The following is a 20,063-nucleotide window of genomic DNA, read 5'->3' as shown; positions in this document are numbered from 1 at the left end:
CGTGGAGCCCGCCGGGCACGCCGCCCTCGATCCACCTAGCACGTCACTGCTGGCACCGCCCGAACGTCACCACGTAGGTCGCGGCGCCGCTCGCGCCGGCTCCGGCCCGGTCCGCGGAGCCGGCCAACGCCGCGCTGCCGATTTCGCGCAGCGTCCCGCTGAGGATGTTCGCGCGGTGTCCCGGACTGTTCATCCACCAGTTGACGGCGGCGCTCGGCGTGCCCGAGGCGCCCCAGCCGGTGTACGTGATTTCAGCGACCTGCCATGACCGGGGGTTCGGGCAGTAGCCGGCCCCCATGATGCGGCTCTGCGGTGTAGAGCCCGTCTGTGGGTTGGTGTGCGAGTCCTTGCCCGGCCCCCACCACTTCAGCTGCACGGCCGCAGTGGCGTGCTGTCGGGCCGCGGTGTTCAGGGCGGAGTTGACGGTGAGCGCCGGCAGACCGCGTTGCGTACGCTGAGCGTTGATCAAGGCCACAACATCCCCGGGCTGGGCAACTGCGTCCGGGGACGCGGCTGCGGGGACCAGCGTCGCCGCCAGGATGGCGGCAACGGCCGGACCGATGAGCCTTCGGGTCGGCGAAACAGTGCATTTCACGAGGTACACCTCCCGCGACAACGAACAGTGGTTTCGAGCGCTTGGGTGAGGCGACCAGTCGCTTTCGCTTCGACGTCATTTCCAGGCTGCCACCCGGACCACCCGGTCGCCATCGGAGCCGATGCGGCCGCTGCCGGGAAAGGAACCGCCCTTCGGTTCCGGTATGGCTTGTACGCCACCGGCTCATCGGTCCTGACCGCGGTGACCGGAGGTGCTGCCTACGGCGGTATCCGGCCGTCCGACGGACCGGTGAGCGGCGCACCGGCCACCGGTCACCGGTCACCGAGAGCTGCGCGGACGATCGCGTCGCCTCCCAGCCGGTCGCCCTGCCCCCATCGACCAGTACGCACGGTCGGCGTACGGCGTGCCGTCACACGGCACACGTCGGCGTCCAGAGCAACCCCTGACCGTACTCGGCCGGAACCAGGGGCGTCTGAAGGACCGCATCGGCGAGCAGGCCGTTCCCCAGCGGCGCGGCAGTGCGTCCCGCTAGTGTGGCGGAACTCACTGCCGTTGGGGGGCAGGTGGTCGGTCGCGACCGCCTGGGTGTGATGGCACCTGGCCGAGCTCTGCCCTGCGGTGGTGTATCCGGAGGACGGCCGGCTTCGCCGCCTGGCGTCCTGACATGCAGAGGAGCAGCGTGCAACGGCCGCTTCCCCAGGGGATCGAATACCTCATCGAGCAGTTCGATACGTTCGCCGGGAACCGTGGCGCGAGCCGCCGGTTACCCGTGATGCTGCTGAAACGGGATGCAGCCCCGCCGGGGACCATGCAGGCATCCACCGGCCGCACCGTCATTCTGGGCTACCGGGACCGTCTGTGCGAGGAGGATCTCGGCCGTTCGGTCGACCTGGTCCCGCACGCCCTGATCGAGGACGCTGACGCCGCCCCGCGCGACGCCGTCCCCGGCAGCGTGACCGATCAGCACGTCGCCCTGCTCGACGCCATCGTCGAGCAGTTGGAAGACACCATGCCCCCGGGCGCCGGTGAACTGCGGCTGCCCCGGTTCCACACCTGCCGTGCCGCCCTGGATGTGCCGGTCGGCGCCGGGTCCATGGGAGCCAAACGACGCCGGCTGCGCGACGCTCTGTACCTTCAGCTCCTGCTCCGGCGCCCCTTCCTGGGCACACTGGCGCGACTGGCCGGGGCCACCGGGGACAACTTCCTGGTCAACATCTGGCTCTCCCTCTTCCAGCTCCTGGTCGTCGGGCTGCCCCGTCGCGCCTACGGCCTGTGGCTCAGCAGACGCCGCAGTCTGCGCTGGGTCGGCTCGCGGCGTCCCAAGGGCGCGAACTTCCTCCGGATGGCACTGACCATCACCCCCTCCGGCACCTCCCGGAGCAACCACGCCCTGGTCCAGCGGATGCTGCTCATGGCCCTGCTCAATGATCTGTCCAGGGCGGCCGCGCCGTCCCGGCTCTGGATCCACCGGCCCCGCCGGCGCTGGCCCTTCGTCCTGCTGCTTCCCGAGGTCGGCGAGGAGGGCACTCTCGTCCGTCAGCTGCTCGACACCTACGCGGACATCGTCCGCACCGAGCCGCCCGCGCCCCTGATGGTCCTCGGCGCGCTGCAAGGTGAGCCGCCGTCATACGCCCAGACCGTACCGGCCGACTCCCGTAGCGTGACCGCTCTCGCCGACCGGGTCCACAGCCTGTACACCCGGGGCTCCGCCTCGGCCGTGTACGTCGTCCCGCTGTCCGCGAGCGACGACGACGGTCCGGCCGACCAGTGGGTGGAGACCAACCCGAAGGTCAGCGTACGGGCGAGCGGCCGGGGCGACTACGTGCGGGCCCTGGCGGCCCCGGTGCTGGTGTGCGTCCTCGTCGCCGGAGGCCTGTACTTCGTCGAGCGCGATACCGGACCGTCACCGTCGTGCCGCAAGGTGAGTTCGGGAGAGATCGTCGGGGTCACCGACGGACGCGAATGCCACCTGGGCATCCCCGGCCGGGACGACGAACTGCTCTCCCTGGAAGCGGTCGCGGCACAGCAGAACCACGACGCCGTCACCAGCGGGCGCCCGTACCGGACAGTGGTGTTCTTCGCCCCGCTCACCGCCGAGCCCGGCGACTCCACCCCGGTCAGCATCCAGAGCCTGCGCGGCTCGCTTGCCGCCCAGAACCAGGTCAACAGCCGCGAGGGCGATATCGTCCAGATACGTCTGCTGATCGCCAACGCGGGAAAGTACTTCGCCTACGGATCCCGGAACGGCCAGGAACCCGATGTCGCGAGGGAGATCATCGAGCGAAAGGACCGGGACAAGATCGCTGCCGTGGTGGGCATCACCCAGAGCCGCCCGTCCTCGTTCGCCGCGGTCGGGGAGATCTCGGCCGCGAGCATTCCCGTGATCGGCAATTCCGTCACGGGCAGCCGGATGGTGGACGAGCGTGCCCCCTCCTACTACTTCCAGGTGTCCCCCTCGAACGACCGCATAGCCGAGGTGATGGCCGAGTTCGCTGCGTACTCCGAGCAGATCGGTGAGCTCACGACGAGCAAGGACGGCGGCAGGACGGCGGTGATGGTCTACGACCCCGACGACGAGTTCTTCAGCTCCGACCTCCAGCGCAAGTTCACGGATCACTACAAGGGCGGCAAGGTGGTCACCGTCCCCTACTACGAGAACCGCAACGGACAGATCGTCTCGGAAGTGGCGCGGGACGTCTGCGCCGAGATCCGGGCCTCCGGTGGATACATCCTGTACGCGGGCCGCTCGGGCGAGATGCCGAAGCTCTTCGACGCCCTGCAGGCAAGCGCGGACTGCCGGAAGGCGGACGGGAAGCCGGTTGCCGTCTTCTCCGAGAGCACAGCCGCGAAATACATGCAGGAGCCGGAGGACATGCTCCAGAAGCACTCCTTGCTGAGGCCCTTCTACGTGATGCTCAACAACTCCACAGGCATGGAGAGCCCCGACAGCCCGTACTCCGAATTCACGGTCCGCTTCCGGAGCGTCTTCAAGGACGGCTCGGTGCCGGAAGGGAATGCGGCAGGGGCCTACGACGCCCTCCGGGTGGCCTCCGAAGTGATCAACTCGGTCTACGCGCAGTACAAGACACCGCAGAACAGCAGCGCGCCGTTCCAGCCGACGGACGTGTACGCGCGCCTGTCGAACCCGGGCGTCCAGAACTTCTCGGGCGCCTCGGGCCTCCTGTCACTTGACAGCCGCCACAAGTATCCGCCGAACAAAGCCGTCTACGTCCTGGAGTCACACACGGACAAGAGCGTGACGACATGGATGGCGTGCGGCCTTCTGCCCGACCAGCCACCGACGCTCAACAACCCTGCCACCTGGGGCCGCCCCGGCAAGACCCGCCCCTGCCCCTCCGCCTAGGGACCTGGTGCCCCGAGTCCGGTGGCCGCCGTGGCAAGCCGGCGGCCGCACGGACGCCGATGCGGCGGGACTGCTCGGGGGGCAAGGAAGTCCCTCCTGCCCGGCCAGGGCGAGAACTCCGACGAGAAGCAGGTGGCCGCACCCCAGGCCGCGCGGCGTGGCCTGCACCGTCACGTGGCGGTGATCCGGTTGGGGGTCCGTCCCGGGATGAGCAGCCGGTCCTGCGCCCGCACCCCAGCTCCAGGCCCCACAGCGACCCGCCCTGCCGACAGGACCGGAGAGACGGCCGCCTCAAGGTCACTGGTCCGGCCCAATGTACGTAACCCCTGACCTGCCCGTGCTGTTTGAGGGGCGCACGTGCCGTACTCCCTGCGGCAAGTCCACTTCTCAAGGAGATCTTGATGTCTCGTATCGCAAAGGCCGTAGCGGTCGCCGCCTCAGCCGCCGCCCTCCTCGCCGGCGGCGCCGGTCTGGCGGCCGCGGACGCCACCGCCGAAGGCGCTGCCATCGGCTCCCCCGGCGTCCTGTCCGGCAACGTCGTCCAGGTACCCATCCACATCCCGATCAACCTCTGCGGCAACACGATCAACGTCGTCGGCGTCCTCAACCCGGCCTTCGGCAACGTCTGCATCAACGACGGCGGCCGTGACAAGGAAGACCACCACATGGCCCAGCACCACAAGGGCGAAGGGCACGGCGAGTACTGAGCACCACCGGCTGCTGATCCGTCGGCAGCCGCAGTGAGCCGACAGAGCACTCAATCCTCTGAACCAGCCGCACTGCACACCCCCTGAGCGGTCCGGCCTCCCCCGCGTCCCGGGGAGGCCGGACCGCCACCCGACACGGTGACGGGCCCCGGGCGATGGGTGCGCGCGGTGAGGCGGTTAGTCAGGTGCTGGAAGTGTAGAAGAGCAGCTTCCCCGGGCCCCAGCCCACGCTCCCACCCCCGCGCGTCCGGAGTACCGGCCCGGGGTGCGCATCACAGACCCGTCACTCCCCCAACGCCCCGCCTGTGCCGGCACCCGCACCCGCACCCGCATGAGGCAATGCGCACACGCCACACGACTCGGCACGGAACTTACGGTTTGTGGGTCACCCAGAGCAGTTCCGCCGGCCAGCGGTGCGCCCAGTCGGGTGGGTCGGTTTCGTTGTAGCCGTTGGGTGTTCCGAGTCCGGGCCGCGGCTCGATGAGGTCATCGATGAGGAGACCCGCGCCGCGCAGGACCTTGACCCAGCCGCCGTAGGTGAGCTGATAGCTGGTCGCGCCGTCGTCCTCGGCGATGGTGTTCAGCCCGAAGTAGTCCTGCTGCAGCGTCGTGGTCACGCGGCCGGCGGCTTCGTCGTAGCAAGCTTCGAACCATGGGCTGGCGACGTTGAACACCAGGCGCCCGCCTCGTCTCAAGACGCGTGCGGCCTCCGGGACGGCCAGGTGCGGGGGCGCCCAGCTGAGCCCACCGAAGTCGCAGAACACCAGGTCGAAGCTGTCCGCGGCGAAGGGGAGTTGTTCGGCGGCGCCCTGCACCAGCGGGTAGCGGGCCGCTCCCATGGCGCGGACCGCTGCGGCGAGTTGGGCTTCGGACAGGTCGAGCCCGACCACGGTGGCGCCCTCGGCGGCGAGCACTCTGGACCACTGGCCGGCGCCGCAGCCGACTTCGAGGACGCGCTTGCCGGTGACCTCGCCCAGGGCGTGCAGGTGCGCGTCGGGGATGGAGTACATGCCCCACAACCGGGGCGTGGCACCGATCTGCGGGTCGTGCTCGTGCTGGTAGGCGCTGCTGATCCGGTTCCAGAGCCGCCGGTTGGCGGGGATGCTTTCCACATGCCGACTCCAGCACTGCCTGCCGGGGGCGGTCAACACGATGAGGGCACACTGGCCGGCCTTCGCCTCGGTCCGGCCCTGGCTCGGCCCATGTATCGGAGGCGACCGGGCAGAAGGCGGCCGGCTGCCACCGCAACATCGCAACGTCCGCGAGGCAGTCCCCGCCGAGTGCGACCGCCAGGGCGACGTTCAGGAGGATCTTGCCGGGTTCGTGGATGGCCCGCGGTTTGCGCCACGGATCCAGGGCTGGGGATATGGCGGACTCGACACCTGGATTCACGTACCTGGGCAACCTTGGCAATCCTCGTTGCCACTGGTCAGAGGCACTTTTTTCTTCGCTGATCACTTGTCGGGCAGCCCCCTCAGGAAAGCGCCAGCCAGCGGCAGTGCCATCTGCCAGACGATGTCCGCACTGGCCAACCTGCGGCGACTGTGAAAACCACTGTCCGATCACCGGAGCACGGTGATAGACATCCGGCGTGGAGAAGAATCTTGAGTTCCCTGAGCTGCTGCGACTGATCGATGAACGGTCGACCGCCTTCCGCACCGCGGTTGCCGCCGCGCCCAGTCTCGACGCACAGGTGCCGACCTGCCCCGAGTGGACGCTGTTCGATCTGGTGAAGCACCTGGGTGGAGGAGACCGTTTCTGGGCCGCCATCGTCGGCGCGGGGCCTGCCGACGCTCCCCCGGCCGAGGCCATCGCTGCGCGCGCCGCTCTGGAAGTGCCGCGGGAGCGCGAGGCCCTGCTGGCCTGGCTGGCCGCGTCGACGCAGCTTCTGCTGAGCGCCCTGCGCGGGGCGGGCCCGGACGCCGGCTGCTGGGCGTGGTGGAGTGCCCTGCAGACGCCGCGGGCCTCCGGCGGAGTCGCCCGGCACCGGGCACAGGAGACCGCGGTGCACACGTACGACGCCCAGCTCACCGGTGGCGCCCCACAGCCGCTACCGGCCGAGGTGGCACTCGACGGTGTGGAAGAGTTCCTGTTCACCTGCGTCGCGACGCCCAGCGCCTGGCCGCACAAGCCCACGACCTTCGACTTCCACACCGCTGAGGGCCGCTCCTGGCGCCTCACGGTCGACGGCGACGGCGCACGCTCCACCCGCATCCCCGCGCCCACTGCCGCGACCGGTGAGGGCTCGGACGCAGCCGGTGCCTCCATCCATGGCACGGCCAGTGAGTTGGTCCTCTACTTGTACGACCGGATCCCGGCCGGCTCCTTGCAAGTTGACGGAGACGCAGGGCTGTTCGACCTGCTCCGCGCCTGGGAGCCGGAGGAGTAGGACGTAGTGGGGGCGGTTGGCCGCGCCTCGAGCCGGACGGACACGACTGTTCGCCAGGTTCGTCAGTCGCGGCACCGGGCTCAAACCCGTGAGGCGGCCTCGGGGCGTCACCAGCCGACCATCTACCTGGTCAGAGCCCCAAGCTCGACAACACGCGGTGAACTCCGTCTACCCGGCAGGTGATGACCGCCGCGCACCTCACCAGGGCACTACTCCGGCGTCTTCGAAGAACTTGCCGGTCGGGCCGTCGTCGGGCAGTGTCGCGAGTTTGATGGCGATCTCCGCGCCCTGTGCGGGGGTGCGCACGCCGCTGAAGCCGTTGAGGTCGGTCGCGACGTAACCGGGGCAACCGGCGTTGATCAGGATGTTCGTGTCGCTCAACTCCCGGACGTATTGGAGGGTGACGGCGTTCAGGAAGGTCTTCGACGGCGGGTACGCTGCGGCGATCGGACCCGTCGTCTGCTCGGCGGCGGTTCCTGACTGCCGGGTGAGGGAGCCGACGCTGCTGGACATGTTCACGATCCGCGGTGAGGCGGAGCGGCGCAGCAGCGGCAACATCGCGTTGGTGACGCGGATGACGCCGATCACGTTGGTCTCCACGACCGTCCGGATGGTGGCGGGATCGACCTTGGTGGGCTCCTGTGGCATGCCGCCTGTGATGGCAGCGTTGTTGACGAGCACGTCGAGGCGGCCGGCCTGCTCCTCGATCAGCCGTGCGGCGGCGCTCACGCTCGCGTCGTCGGTCACGTCCAGCGGTACGCCGAACGCCTCGACGCCGCACGCTCTCAGCTTCTCCACCGCGGCTTCACGGCGCTCGTCGTCGCGGGCGCCGACGCCGACGCGCCAGCCGAGGGCGCCCAGGCCCAGGGCGATCTCATAGCCGATTCCCTTGTTCGCGCCGGTGACCAGCGCGATCGTTCGTTCACTCATGGGGACCATGCTGCCCTCGGGCCCCGGCGGGGGTCCAAGACCGATCGGGTGGTCAGCGATACCGTCAGGGTATTGATCCGGGATAGCGTGGCCGGCATGGAGACCCGGGAACTGCGATACTTCGTCGCCGTCGCTGAAGAACTGCACTTCGGGCGCGCCGCGCAGCGGCTCGGGATCGCGCAGCCGCCCTTGTCACGGGCGATCCAGCAGCTCGAACGGCGGCTCGGGGCGGCGCTGTTGGATCGGACCAGCCGCACCATCGCCTTGACCGAGGCGGGCTCGGTGCTGTTGGTCGAGGGCCGGGCGGCCCTCGACGCGGTCGACGCCGCCGAACGCCGGACCCGCCGCGCCGCCCTTTCCACGACCGGCCGTCCCGGCCTGGTCCTGGTCACGAAAGCCAGCGCGTCCAGCGAACTGCTGGCGAAACTGCTCGACGCCTACGCCACCGAACCCGGCGCGGTCCCCGTCGAAGTCATCCTGTGCGGCCCGGCCGAGCAGGCACGGCTCCTGCGAGAGGGCCGGGCCGACGTGGCGCTGCTGCACCGGCCGTTCGACTCGACGGACGAGTTCCACACCGAGGAGCTCAGCACACAAGGCCAGGTCGTGGTCCTGCCGGCCGGGCATCCGCTCACCGCCCGGGCCCATGTACACATGGCCGACATCACCGGGCTGCCGGGCCTGCCCCTGCCACGCTGGCCCGAGCCCGACGGCACCTACCCGCCCGGCCCGGGCCCGCAGGTCCGCGACCACGCCCAGTTGATGCAGCTCGTCGCGCTCGGCCGTGCTTGCGCGGTCTCACCGGAGTCGTGCCGAGCCCAGCTGCACGGTGACCTCGCCGCCGTGCCCGTGCTGGATGCGCCGACAGTCACCACCGTGATCGCCTGGCCGCCGCAGAGTCGGTCCAGAGCCGTCGCCGACCTTGTCCGGGTTGCGACAAGCCTCTAAGGGTTGTCCCGTAAGTGATCTCGCTCTGCAATGCTCTTGATCGTGTCAGGTGTGATCACGGCGTCGGAACCGTCCTGAGCAGCCCGTTTACCGGGCTGAGCCCGCGCGTCTTCGGCAAGCTGGTGACCGCGCTTTGCCGCGAGGGCGCCAACTCGCCCCGCCATTCGGCATCTCGAAGTCGGCAGCCGCCCGCATCATCGACCAGCTCGGCCCGCTCATCGCATTCCAGCTTCGACGCCGGTTCGCCAAGGACACCGTGCTGGTAGTCGACGGCACCCTGGTGCCTACCCAGGACCACAGCATCGCTGAACAGTCGAAGAACTACCGGTACTCCACCAACCACCAGGTCGTCATTGACGCGGATACCCGCCTGGTCGTTGTTGTCGTGAGCCTTTGAACGGCAAAAGCAACGACTGCCGGGCATGGGAGGAGTCTGGCGCGAAGGCCGCCGTGGGCAGGACCCTCACGATGACCGACGTCGGCTATCCGGGCACCGGCCTCCTCATGCCCCACCGCCGCCCTCGCAGTCTCGGAGGAGAATCAGGCGAGGCAGAACTCGTTGCCCTCGATGTCCTGCATCGTGATGCACGACTCGTTGACGCCATCGGCGCGCTGCGTCAGCACATGTTTCCCGCCGAGCGCCATCAGCCGTGCGCATTCGGCCTCGAGTGTGGCCAGGCGCTCGTCACCCACGAGGCCGGTGCCGACCCGCACATCGAGATGCACGCGGTTCTTGACGACCTTGCCTTCCGGAACTCGCTGGAAGAGCACGCGCGGGCCCACACCCGAGGGATCAGTGCACGCGAAGTAGATCTCATCCTCAGGCGGCAGCGAGTGGTGGTACTCCTCCCACGTGGCAAAGCCCTCCGGGACTGTCGGTACGACGTACCCCAGCACCTCGCACCAGAAGGCGGCGAGGCGCGCAGGTTTCGCGCAGTCGAAGGTCACTTGGAACTGCTTGATCATTGACATCGGCGCACGATAACAGGGGCCCTGCTCGTCTCCCCGGGCGCGTGGATCCACACGTTGCCGGGAGAACGGCCCCTGCCATCCGCTGCTGTGTCGTGCGGTCACAGGGGTGAACCGAGGTCGGCGCCTCTCCCAAAAGGGTGGGACCCAGGATCCGATCTCAGCCGACCACTCTCGTGCCAAAGATCAGTGACGGGACAGCCCTTGGTAATTCCAACATGCCTGGCCAGGTTCAACGTACCCGCGTCCCGGCTCACTCGTCCGTGAGACCGGCATCGGCTCGCGACAAGTCTCGTCGAGGCCCCGCCCGCCTCCGGTTCGGCCGTGCTGCGGCGCCGATTGATCGCCCTTTCCGGGCGCCTGTACACCCACACATATCGAGAAGAGCAGGCCCTCGCTCCGAGCACGTGGCCATGACGCCCGCGGCCTGCAGCCTGAGGCGGCACGCGTCGCCGCGCAGGGACAAGCCCGCAACTTCCGCCATTCGCAAGGAGCACGTCGCTAGCGGGCGGAGCTGTCGCCATTCGCGGACCGGCGCATGTGGCGCGGCCGGGTCACTCCTCGTTGAGCCAGCCGCATACGTAGTACTGCTGGTCTGCATCCCGCTCGATGATCCATTGGTTGAGGACGTCGCCTGCGAGTTTCCCGGTCTCGGGGTCCCGCCGGGTGATCTTCGCTTCGACGCTGAGCTGGTCCATGTTCGGGGGGATTTCGTAGGGCTGGAGTTCCCAACGGTCCACGAAGTAGCCGTTGAGGGCGAATCCGAGCAGCCCTGCGCGCAGCCGGGGACAGGTGCCTCGGCGGAGGGAGGTCATGTCGTGGTCGGCCAGGCCGTTCATGTAGAGCGCGAAGACGCGCTCGACGGCTCCGCGGTCGAGGGGGGGGTGTGCGGGCTTGGATGCGAGGCTGGGTCTGGGACTGGAGGGGGAGCTGGACGGGGTGGCCGTGGTGGGTGCGGCAGGGGAGGCAGACGGGGATGGGGACGGGGAGCGGTGCGTGGGCGCCGTGGTCTGGGTCGCGCGGGTGCGGCCGGCGTCATCGTCGCGGGATCCGGACCCGGGTAACCACCAGGGCATCGCGAGCAAGACGGTCGCAACGACTGCCACAAGGCCGCCCCACGCATACCGCGACCGCCGAGAAGGACGGGCGGGGCCGGGCAGCGGTGGGGTCGGCCGTCCCGCTCCGGTGCCTGCGCCCGGCGCCGCACCCAGCCGCAGCGTGGACGCGGATGTCGGCGCGGGGTCCGGCCGGGAGGACTCCGCTTCACCCGCCGCTTCCGCGAGCAGGTCGTACGCCTCCACGGCGGTGAGGCGCTGCGCCGGGTCCTTTCGGAGCAGGCCCATCAGCACCGGCAGGAGTCCCCCGGCGCGGACGGCAGTGGCAGGTTCCTCGGTGGCGACGGCGACGAAGACGGCCCAGGAACCGGAGCCGCTGAATGGCGGATGTCCCTCCACGGCGGTGAACAGCGTCGCGCCCAGGGACCACAAGTCGGATTCGGCGGTCGCCGGGAAACCACGCACCTGCTCGGGGGACATGTAGGCCGGGGTCCCCATGAGGGCCCCTGACCGGGTCAGACCGGGCTCGCCCTCGACGGCGGCGATCCCGAAGTCGGTAAGCACCACCCGCTCCCCTTCGAGCAGCACGTTGGCGGGCTTGATGTCCCGATGGGTGACGCCCGTGGCGTGCACGGCGCGCAGCGCGTCCAGCATCTGTCGACCGATCCTGGCCACGTGGGCCGACGGAAGCGGGCCGTCCTTCTTGATCAGGTCGTCCAGCGAGCGGCCGTGGACGAGTTCCATCACGATCCACGGGCGGCCGTCGTCGCTGGATATCCGGTCGTGGACGGTGATGACCCCCGGGTGTTTCAGTCGGGCGGCCGCGCGCGCCTCGCGGTCGAGGCGGTCGATCCATGCCTTGCGCCGTGGGGCATCGAGGTCCTCGGGGAGGCGGAGCTCCTTGAGGGCCACCTCCCGGTCGAGTTGCTCGTCGTGGGCCCGCCAGACGGTCCCCATGCCGCCTTGGCCCAGTAGTTCCGTCAACTGGTACCGGCCGGCCAGCAGTCGTCCACGATCGTCAGTCACACCCCGGAACCTAACCCAACACACCTGCTCGCAGAACTCAGAACACACATAGCGTGCGGGCCGCCACCGACTCGTCAGGGCCGTCGGCTGCCGGGACGAGCGCCGTGGGTCGAGCGTCCCGACAGAGCCGGCCATCAATCGAAGGGCGTGGCTGGGAGTCCGGGCGCCGGCCTTTGGCCGTTCAAGCCACTCCGTACGCGGCCTTGCGCTGATTTCGAGTCGGTGTACAGCCTGACCGTTTCTTCGGTGAATGTGACCACTCTGCTGGGTGATCTTGATGGGCCGAGCCGTTGTGTTGCCGACTTGAACTGATATCACGTCACCCGTGATCGGCATCTGGCCCGACTTGGTCGGGCGTCGTCGCGCGAGATCCGCGCCGACCGCCCTGATCACTCCCCTCCCTGTTCCGCCCTGGCCCCCAGGGCAACCCGCTCAACAGAAGGTGCCTGAACGTCAAGAACACACGATCGCTTGGCTTGGGAATTCTCGCCGGGGCCATGGTGCTCGCCGGCGCCATGCCCGTGGCAGCCGCGCCCAACTACAAGACTGCTCACCTGACCATCGCCACCCTCAACGACGGGAACGCCGGCACGGACCGTGAGGTGCAGGTCAGGTTTTGGTGCCAGCCCAATTCCGGTATCTCCAGCGACTGGCGGACGCTGGACAAGACCGGTTACGACGACTTCGAGCGTGGAGCCACGGACGAGTACACCGTCGACAACATCGCCGAGAACTGCACCAGCCTGACAACCGTGGAAATGCGGCTCGCCGGCGGTGGCCCCGATGACTGGCACGTCGACTGGATCGAGGCGACCGGCCCCGGAGGCACCCTCTACGAGACCAAGTCCGAGCCCGCCCACCCCTGGGTCCAGACAGGCGTCGGCTCCGTCGGCTTCAGGGCCCAGCCGTGGCGCACCGCCTGCACGGTGAACGGGCGCCTGGTCACCGGGACCATGATCGAGGGCACCAGCGGCAATGACGTCATCGACTGTCCGAAGGGCGTCAAGGGCGACACCACGGTCAACGGTCTGGGCGGAGACGACCGGATCGCGTCACCGGTCGGCACGGCATGGACGGCAAGGCTTTCGGCGAATCGGGCACGGACGGGAAGGCCGGCAACGCGGGAACCATCAACGGCGGCCCGGGCAACGACACCATCACCGTATCCGGAGGCCGCGGTGGCAGCGGGGCCAAGGGCGAGGACCGTGGTGCCGAGGGCGGACTGCGGGGTGGCAACGGCGGTGCCGGAGCCACCGGCAACACCGGAACCATCAACGGCGGCGTAGGCAGGGACAAGATCACCGTCACCGGTGGCGCGGGCGGGCACGGCGGCCAGGGGGGCGATTCCGAGGAGAGGAATGACAAGTACGAGAGCGATTACGCCCAGTGGAGGGGGTACGGAGGCAACGGTGGCACCGGCGGTGCCGGAAACACCGGCAGCATCCTCAGCACCGGTGAAGACAACACCGTGAAGGTCACCGGTGGCGCGGGCGGCGACGGCGGCCGCCTTGGCCGATACGGCCGCGACAACGGCAAGGGCGCCACCGGCGGCAACGCCAACGCGCACGTCATCGAAGCCGCTTGCACGGACACCGTCACCACCACCGGCGGCATCGGCGGCCGCACCGCCACCATGCTCAACTACCGGGCCGACTCGGGCAAGAACGACACCGGCACCATCAAGCGGGGCAACGGAACCTGTCCCAGCTGACCGACAACCTGGAAGCCGCCGGACGCCACGGGCATGCCTCATCCCCGACGCAAAGGAACGTGACGCTCTCCCAGGGGTGACCGCGACCGTCCGGTGGTGGACAGGTGGTGGGGTCGGCGCCGGCGCAGCCGGGCCGCGCCCCGTCGCCGACCAGGCGGGCCGCCCCCCGGGCGCAGCGGCACCGCCCGGCCGACCGCGCTCCACCGGCCCGCCGCGTCGTGGCGTCCCCGGACCAGCAGGTCAGGGCGGGTAAGGGTGCCGGTGACGCTCATAGGCCAGACCTGCATGCAGGGCGGCCGGGGCCCGGTAGCGCCTCGGCAGCCTGCCCGAGCATCGGCTCCACCGGCGGACACAGCATTGCCGGGCCTTCTCGCCCTCACGCTCGCCCTCCCGGACCAGCGGGGCGCGGACCGGGCACGCGGCCCGGCGGACGGTACCCGAAGCGGCAGCCGTCACCGGTCGCCGGAGCGCTCCAGCTCCCAGGCCGCGCCCGCAAGGTCAGCCCGAAAACCCGAGCCGACGGCCGGCCGCGCGGGCTGTTGTCATGATCGCGTCGGACGCGTTGCTGACCGATCCCCGAGCCCAGGAATCCGCGGGTCGGTGCAACAGGGCCGAAGGCCATGGGCAAAGGCCATGGCGAACGGCGCTACGGCCCGAAGGTCAACGGACGGTCCTACGGCTTCGGCGACGCGGGCGGTGCGGATGACGTGGACGGCTCCGGGAGCGTATTGGGCTCGGCCTCTGTCGGAAGCGACCAGATGTGCTTCGGTGACACGATCTTGGTGATCCTGTTGGCGATGAGAGAACTCAGGTTGCCGAACTTCCCGTCGACGTCGGAGTTCACGACGATGACCATGGTGGCGCGGTCCTGCGGGAGGCGGACGGCGATGGTCTCGTAGCCGGGCAGCTCGCCGTTGTGGCCGATCCAGCCGGCGAAGTCGGCGATGCCGAGCCCGTAGCCCAGCCCGGGGTGCCCGGTGGGCAGCATGTGCAGCCGTTGGGCCTGGACGGCCGGTTGCAGCAGCCGGTGGCCGTCCGGCAGCTGCCCGCTGACCATGGTCGGAACCCAGGTGTGCAGGTCGTCGATGGTGGAGATCATCGCGCCGGCCGCCCAGCCCCAGGACGGGTTCCAGCCGGAGGCGTCGACGGTCGTGCCGTCCGGGGTGAAGTTCGTGTAGCCGTGCACGTACGGGCTGGTGATCTCGGTGCCGGTCGGCAGCGAGGTCGCGTCCATGCCGGCCGGTGCGAAGACGTGCTGCTGCAGGTAGGTGTGCAGGGGCTGTCCGCTGATCTTCTCGACGAGCAGACCGAGCAGGACGGTGTTGGTGTTGGAATACTCCCAGCGTGCCCCGGGCGGGAACTTCGCCGGGTGCCGGAAGGCGATGTCCAGCAGCTGCTGCGGGCTCCAAGCGCGGTACGGGGCGGCCTTGAAGGTGGCCAGCCAGCGGGGGTCCTCGGTGTAGTTGTAGAGGCCGCTGCGCATGTCGGCGAGCTGCCGGACGGTGATGCGGTCGCCGCCGGGCACGCCCTGGAGGTACGTCGAGATCGGCGCGTCGAGCCGTACCTTCCCCTGGTCGACGAGTTGGAGGACGCCGGTGATGGTGAAGGTCTTGGTGACGCTGCCGATACGGGTGTACATATCGGTCTTGATGGGGGTGCCGGTGGTCTTGTCGGAGGTGCCGAAGGCGCGTACGTAGGCGTCTTTGCCGTCGACCCACAGGCCGACGCCCACGCCGGGGATGCCGGCCTCGCGCATGGCCGCGGTGATGGCGTCGTCGAGTTCTTCGGCGATCACGTCGTCGATGCCGACCCGGCCCGGCGGCGCGGCGGCGGGGGCCTGGCCCGCACACAGCGCGGTCAGCAAGAGGGAGGCGGCGGCCACGACGGTGGGCGTGCGGTACCGGCCCATACAGGATCACCCCTGATGCACGTCCCCGAGCGGAATCCGAAGCCCCGAGCCGACCTTCCCATGGTAGGAAGCCGGATCCAGGGCGGCGACCGGGGCCGCAGGGGCGGCCGGGCCGCATCAGGCGCAGCCGGACGCCTCAGCGCGGGCCGTGGTGGCCGGCTGCCCCAGGGTGCCCGGCCCGCCGAACACTGAGGCTTTCGGACGGCGACCCGGAGCACTCCGGTCACAGCACTCCGGGGCAACTCGAGGAGGTCCCCGTTGTCGGGAACAAGAGGCCAGATCGGCACGACGCGGGCGCCGCCCAGCGTGCGGGCCGAGCAGCGCGAGCCTGGCCGCTGGAGAGACGCCTCCGCCTTGCGTCCACGCAGAGATCAGGGGCGTAGAAGCACCTGGGGTCGTGACGTCCCCCGTCACTCCGGTCCCGCTTTCGGCGGATCCGGGTACGCGAGAACCCGGGGCGCGGCAGCATCGACGGCGTGGACCGGCCCCGGTGGTACTCCCCCCCCCCGGCGCCGCCTGTGTCTGCGGGACGTCGCCGCGCCACACGAACCGGCCGACGTCCCCGGTGCCCAGGTCTCCTTCGGCCGGCTCACAGTCGGACCTCCTCGCAACGCCCCCTGGGCATGAGCTCCCACACCCCGGGCTCACCCACCTCGATCCACCGCTGCCGGCTGGAGCCCGGCGACCGGATCCTCATCCACACCGGCGGCGTCGCCGAAGCCTGGTCCACCCACGGCGAGCTGTTCGGCGAGGACGCCTCGTCGGCACCCTCGTCCGTGCCATCGCCGCGGGCGACGCCGCCCCGGAGGCCCTGCGCCGCCTCGCCACACCCATACGACGGACCCCTCACCCAGCACGCCACCACCCTCCTCGCCGCTGCCCCCGCTCCCTGAGCCCGTCACCTCGCGCCCAGACGTCGCAAGCTTTAAGCGAGCCCCCTGTGGTTTAACCGCTGATGGCCGGGTTAGCCGCCCTGTACCGGGAGGCGCTCCCGCCGCCCGGGATCGCGACGGGAGGCGAGTGTCATGGCACTACCGATCCGACGCCGCGGAACCAGCCCCGGCGCACTGATCAGCGGACTGGACCCGCTTGCGGACTTCGAGAAGATGTGGGACCAGATGGGCCGGTACCTGGAACAGGCCGCCGCCCCCGCCACAGGCAGCGGCACCTGGCTGCCCATGGCCGAGGAAGAGGAGAACGAGAACTCCTACACGCTCAAGCTCGAGCTGCCTGGGTACCCGCCTGAGAACATCGACATCGAGATGGAAGGCGACGAACTGGTGATCAGCGGCGAACTGTCCGAAGAACACCAGGGCAAGGTCCTCACCCGTAGGCACGGCAGCTTCATGTACCGCACCAGCCTGCCCGCCGCGGCCGACGTCGAGCACTGCGACGCCGAGCTCGACAACGGTGTCCTGACCCTGACCGTCCCCAAGACGGCACAACCGCAACGCCGCAAGATCGAAATCGGAAAAGGACACCGCACCCTCGAAGGACAGGCCCCAAGCAAGCTCACGGGCGAGGGCGGACCCACCACGGCCGAAGCACGCAACACCTTCGAGCCCGGCACCACCGCCCCGACCCCGGCCGCCGGCCCGCGGAGCAGCGATGACACGTCGGGCCGCACTGGCCCCACCGGAGCGGCATGAATGCACCTGCCCCCGTAGCAGGAATAACGAGAACTTGGTCGGCCCGATCCGTCTCAGGCCCGATGAATCCTGCTGGTCAGTCCACCTCCGGACCGGCCGAGGGCCGGGTTCGCCCAGGAGCTCCGCACCTGGGACGACGGGGTTGCCTGGTTCCGGTCTCTCCCCTGCGGGCCAGCGGGAGGTATTGCAGCAGGTCGGCGGCTACGCGGTGCAGAGGCACACCAACCGCTGCCACCACACCACCCGTCCACAGGCCATCTACCCCCAGTGGGGCGGGACGGCAGGGCCCATCGGGGTGTTCCGCACCAGTGGGCAGGATGGTGCGCGGGGCCGGCGGAACCGGGTAACGTCTTTGTCATGTTCTTCCAGGCGCCGATTCACGAGTGAGAGCGAGATGGGCCCCTGCTGACGTCCTCCGACGTCGCCGCCCGTCCCCCACCGATGAATCCGTAGATCACTTCAATCATTACCGGGAGAACCCGTGACCGACAGCAAGAACATCAACAACCCCGTGGGCCAGGGCGGCGGCCAGCGCAAGAAGCTGTCCCGCGCCGAACGACAGAACAACGGCCCCCACCGCAACCGCGACCGCCAGAGTGCAGCCGACCAGAAGGCGGAGCTGGTGCGCAAGATGCGTGAGAAGGCAGGCACGGCCGAGGCCACCGAGCAGGCGAGCGGCGACACCGCACAGAGCTGACACGCACCGCCGCACCCGCCGCAGACCCGGGCCTGGGACCGACCGCGACGCGCGGTCGGTCCCAGCCGCCGTATGAGGGGCCCGCCCGCCGTTCGGCTCTACGCCTCGGGTGCGGTGTCCTTGGACGCGGGCAGCCGGGCCGCCGCCGCGTGGAGGGAGCGCAGGGCCAGCAGCAGGACGCCGATGTCGTCCAGGTACACCGGATCCGGGATCAGGTCCACCGGCGAGACCGTGTAGAGCACGGCGACCCAGAAGAGGGCCTTGTCGCGCAGCGGGATCCCGGCGTCGAGCAGCAGGCGCCGCGCCTTGAAGACCCGTACGAGCAGTACGGCCGCGTAAAGCGCGAGCGCGGCGGCGACGACCGCGGCCAGCGTGAGCCAGACCTTTCCGTCCATTGCCGCCGTATACCCCGTTGGATGCCCCCGTACCGCGGCCACTCGGGGGTCGAAGCCGATGCCGATGCCGATGCCGACGCCGTGCGCTTGCTCGTTCTGCCTTCCGGGCGGCTTCTGGCCTCATCACATGCGGGAGGCGACCCGGGTTGGCAGCGAGCGGACCCGGAGATGGCACGGCGGCGTCCGGGCGGCGGCCGAGAGCTCCAGCTCGAGGAGGTGATGGGCCGGCAACTCCCGACCAGCGCACGGCTCGACACATCTGGCACGTGGGCGAAGGCGTTTGACCTTGCCGCTGGCGACAAGGTTGCACGATGGCCGGCATGAACACCACCGCACCGCACAGCAGGGTCGTCGTCATCACCGGGGCCGGCACCGGCATCGGCCGGGCCACCGCCCACGCCTTCGCCGCCGAGGGAGCCCACGTGATCGCAGTAGGACGCAGGATCGAACCGCTCAAGGAGACCTCCACCGGGCACGAGCGGATCACCCCGCTGGCCGCCGACATCGCCGCTCCGGGCGGGCCCGACCGGATCCTCCAGACCGTGCTGGAGACGCACGGTCGGCTGGACGTGCTGGTCAACAACGCCGGCATCGTGCGCAGCGGCGCCCTCGGCACCCTGACGCCGGAGACGATCACAGCCCAGTTCGCCACCAACCTCGTCGCCCCGGTCCTGCTGACCCAGGCCATGCTGCCGCTCCTCGGGGAGTCGCACGGCGTGATCGTCAACGTCAGCACGTCGGTGGGACAACGGGCCTGGCCGGGAAGCTCGATTTACGCGGCGACCAAAACCGCCCTGGAACTGCTGACCCGCAGCTGGGCGGTCGAGCTGGCGCCCCGCGGGATCCGGGTCGTGGCGGTCGCGCCTGGCGCGATCGACACTCCGATCGGCGAACATCAGGGCCTGACCCCGGAGCGAAGGGCAGCGGTGCGGGAATGGCAGCTGGCACACACCCCGCTGGGCCGGATCGGCCGACCCGAGGAGGTGGCCTGGGCGATAACCCAACTCTCCGCACCGGGCGCCTCGTTCGTCACAGGAGTGGTACTCCCGATCGACGGCGGAGCGGTCGTGGCGTGATAGAAGTGCTCCGGGAGGTGGAATGGGTGCGGATCGGTGAGCTGGCCACGGCTACTGGGACGAGCGCCCGTGCGCTGCGGCACTACGAGCAGGCCGGGCTGATCTCATCCGAGCGGGCCTCCAACGGCTACCGCGTCTACGACGAGCGGGCGGTGGTGCGGGTGCGCAACATCCGCTACCTGCTGGCCGCCGGACTCACCCTGGACGACGTGCGCGTTTTCCTGCCCTGCCTGGACGGCGACGTGGCTGCCGCCCCGCCCTCGGGCAAGGGCCTGCGCATCGCGTGGGAACGGTTGGCAGTCCTCAACCAACGGATCGCCGCCCAGACCGAGACCCGCGACCGACTGCAGGCTGCGCTGCGCCAAGCAACCGGTGACCGCATCCGCCCGGTGGCCTGACCGTCGGCCGCACCACCGCGGCCGGCGATCCCAGACACCACTGCGCTACCGATGAAAATGCCTGGCGGTGGGCCGCGGGCTACCCCCTGACGCAAGGGGACCACGGGCCACCTGCCGATGATCGTTGACCCCTACGGGCGCCCGCCGGCGCCTGCGGTCCACTGCCGTGTTCTCGCGCCCTCCGCGCAAGCCGGAAAATGCCGCGCCCGCTCGCGAGCGCCTTCACTACACTCGCCCCACGCGCTGCCGACAGGGCACCGCGTGACCACGCCGAGTGAAGAGAAGGG

The 20,063-nt window shown here is 69.8% G+C and carries 18 protein-coding genes and 2 pseudogenes; 12 read left to right on the top strand and 8 right to left on the bottom strand.

The window, feature by feature from the left end; translation table 11 throughout:
- Positions 1-43 precede the first annotated feature (43 nt).
- On the bottom strand, positions 44-475 hold the full coding sequence (locus OG861_RS30935) for a CAP domain-containing protein (protein ID WP_329201938.1): 432 nt from the start codon (positions 473-475) through the stop codon (positions 44-46).
- A gap of 889 nt (positions 476-1,364) precedes the next feature.
- Between OG861_RS30935 and OG861_RS30930 the strand changes: the two genes are divergently transcribed.
- Both OG861_RS30930 and OG861_RS30925 read left to right on the top strand, forming a co-directional pair.
- A complete protein-coding gene (locus tag OG861_RS30930) occupies positions 1,365-3,920 on the top strand; it encodes an ABC transporter substrate-binding protein (RefSeq protein ID WP_329191858.1) in 2,556 nt (851 codons plus the stop codon).
- A gap of 401 nt (positions 3,921-4,321) precedes the next feature.
- Positions 4,322-4,627 carry a chaplin gene (locus tag OG861_RS30925; RefSeq protein ID WP_329191860.1) on the top strand — a complete coding sequence of 102 codons (306 nt, stop codon included), beginning with the start codon at positions 4,322-4,324 and terminating at the stop codon, positions 4,625-4,627.
- 371 nt (positions 4,628-4,998) lie between these two features.
- Here OG861_RS30925 and OG861_RS30920 read toward each other — a convergent pair whose 3' ends face one another.
- The gene (locus tag OG861_RS30920) at positions 4,999-5,739 is read right to left on the bottom strand and encodes a class I SAM-dependent methyltransferase (RefSeq protein WP_329191862.1); all 741 of its coding nucleotides are present in this window, start codon (positions 5,737-5,739) and stop codon (positions 4,999-5,001) included.
- 94 nt (positions 5,740-5,833) lie between these two features.
- Positions 5,834-6,139, bottom strand: a pseudogene (locus tag OG861_RS34345) (hypothetical protein); the annotation flags it as partial.
- A gap of 79 nt (positions 6,140-6,218) precedes the next feature.
- Between OG861_RS34345 and OG861_RS30910 the strand changes: the two are divergent.
- Positions 6,219-7,016 (top strand): maleylpyruvate isomerase family mycothiol-dependent enzyme, encoded by a 798-nt coding sequence (locus OG861_RS30910; protein ID WP_329191864.1) that lies wholly within the window; start codon positions 6,219-6,221, stop codon positions 7,014-7,016.
- Positions 7,017-7,214: 198 nt separating this feature from the next.
- Here OG861_RS30910 and OG861_RS30905 read toward each other — a convergent pair whose 3' ends face one another.
- Positions 7,215-7,946 (bottom strand): SDR family oxidoreductase, encoded by a 732-nt coding sequence (locus OG861_RS30905; protein ID WP_330261926.1) that lies wholly within the window; start codon positions 7,944-7,946, stop codon positions 7,215-7,217.
- Positions 7,947-8,042: 96 nt separating this feature from the next.
- On the opposite strand from OG861_RS30905, the gene OG861_RS30900 reads away from it, so the two are divergent.
- Both OG861_RS30900 and OG861_RS30895 read left to right on the top strand, forming a co-directional pair.
- On the top strand, positions 8,043-8,891 hold the full coding sequence (locus tag OG861_RS30900) for a LysR family transcriptional regulator (RefSeq protein WP_329191867.1): 849 nt from the start codon (positions 8,043-8,045) through the stop codon (positions 8,889-8,891).
- Between the two features lie 42 nt (positions 8,892-8,933).
- A pseudogene (locus OG861_RS30895) lies at positions 8,934-9,416 on the top strand (transposase); the annotation flags it as partial.
- A 15-nt stretch (positions 9,417-9,431) separates the two neighbouring features.
- Here OG861_RS30895 and OG861_RS30890 read toward each other — a convergent pair.
- Positions 9,432-9,863 carry a VOC family protein gene (locus OG861_RS30890; protein ID WP_329191868.1) on the bottom strand — a complete coding sequence of 144 codons (432 nt, stop codon included), beginning with the start codon at positions 9,861-9,863 and terminating at the stop codon, positions 9,432-9,434.
- A 551-nt stretch (positions 9,864-10,414) separates the two neighbouring features.
- Positions 10,415-11,941 (bottom strand): serine/threonine-protein kinase, encoded by a 1,527-nt coding sequence (locus OG861_RS30885; RefSeq protein ID WP_329191869.1) that lies wholly within the window; start codon positions 11,939-11,941, stop codon positions 10,415-10,417.
- 497 nt (positions 11,942-12,438) lie between these two features.
- Between OG861_RS30885 and OG861_RS30880 the strand changes: the two genes are divergently transcribed.
- Together OG861_RS30880 and OG861_RS30875 are read left to right on the top strand one after the other, a co-directional pair.
- Positions 12,439-13,227, top strand: a complete 789-nt coding sequence (locus OG861_RS30880) for a PLAT/LH2 domain-containing protein (protein ID WP_329191871.1) — start codon at positions 12,439-12,441, stop codon at positions 13,225-13,227.
- A gap of 182 nt (positions 13,228-13,409) precedes the next feature.
- Positions 13,410-13,652 (top strand): hypothetical protein, encoded by a 243-nt coding sequence (locus OG861_RS30875; protein WP_329191873.1) that lies wholly within the window; start codon positions 13,410-13,412, stop codon positions 13,650-13,652.
- Between the two features lie 673 nt (positions 13,653-14,325).
- Here the strand turns inward: OG861_RS30875 and OG861_RS30870 are convergent.
- On the bottom strand, positions 14,326-15,561 hold the full coding sequence (locus tag OG861_RS30870; protein ID WP_329191875.1) for a serine hydrolase domain-containing protein: 1,236 nt from the start codon (positions 15,559-15,561) through the stop codon (positions 14,326-14,328).
- 476 nt (positions 15,562-16,037) lie between these two features.
- Here OG861_RS30870 and OG861_RS34340 point away from each other — a divergent pair, with 476 nt between their 5' ends.
- The 3 genes from OG861_RS34340 to OG861_RS30855 all read left to right on the top strand — a co-directional run bounded on the left by OG861_RS34340 (position 16,038) and on the right by OG861_RS30855 (position 17,907).
- On the top strand, positions 16,038-16,454 hold the full coding sequence (locus OG861_RS34340; protein ID WP_443064467.1) for a SpoIIE family protein phosphatase: 417 nt from the start codon (positions 16,038-16,040) through the stop codon (positions 16,452-16,454).
- A gap of 132 nt (positions 16,455-16,586) precedes the next feature.
- Positions 16,587-17,210: an Hsp20/alpha crystallin family protein gene (locus OG861_RS30860; RefSeq protein WP_329191879.1), complete on the top strand. Its 624-nt coding sequence runs from the start codon at positions 16,587-16,589 to the stop codon at positions 17,208-17,210.
- A 481-nt stretch (positions 17,211-17,691) separates the two neighbouring features.
- Positions 17,692-17,907, top strand: a complete 216-nt coding sequence (locus tag OG861_RS30855) for a DUF6243 family protein (RefSeq protein ID WP_329191880.1) — start codon at positions 17,692-17,694, stop codon at positions 17,905-17,907.
- A 98-nt stretch (positions 17,908-18,005) separates the two neighbouring features.
- On the opposite strand, the gene OG861_RS30850 is transcribed toward OG861_RS30855, so the two are convergent.
- Entirely contained in the window at positions 18,006-18,302 is a 297-nt protein-coding gene (locus tag OG861_RS30850; RefSeq protein ID WP_329191882.1) for a YkvA family protein, read from the bottom strand.
- Positions 18,303-18,613: 311 nt separating this feature from the next.
- On the opposite strand from OG861_RS30850, the gene OG861_RS30845 reads away from it, so the two are divergent.
- Both OG861_RS30845 and OG861_RS30840 read left to right on the top strand, forming a co-directional pair.
- Positions 18,614-19,378 carry an SDR family NAD(P)-dependent oxidoreductase gene (locus OG861_RS30845; RefSeq protein ID WP_329191884.1) on the top strand — a complete coding sequence of 255 codons (765 nt, stop codon included), beginning with the start codon at positions 18,614-18,616 and terminating at the stop codon, positions 19,376-19,378.
- Between the two features lie 26 nt (positions 19,379-19,404).
- Positions 19,405-19,776, top strand: a complete 372-nt coding sequence (locus OG861_RS30840; protein ID WP_329201940.1) for a MerR family transcriptional regulator — start codon at positions 19,405-19,407, stop codon at positions 19,774-19,776.
- Positions 19,777-20,063 lie beyond the last annotated feature (287 nt).

It is taken from the genome of Streptomyces sp. NBC_00539 (assembly GCF_036346105.1).
Taxonomy (GTDB): Bacteria; Actinomycetota; Actinomycetes; order Streptomycetales; family Streptomycetaceae; genus Streptomyces.
This window is presented reverse-complemented; position numbering and strand designations above follow the sequence as displayed.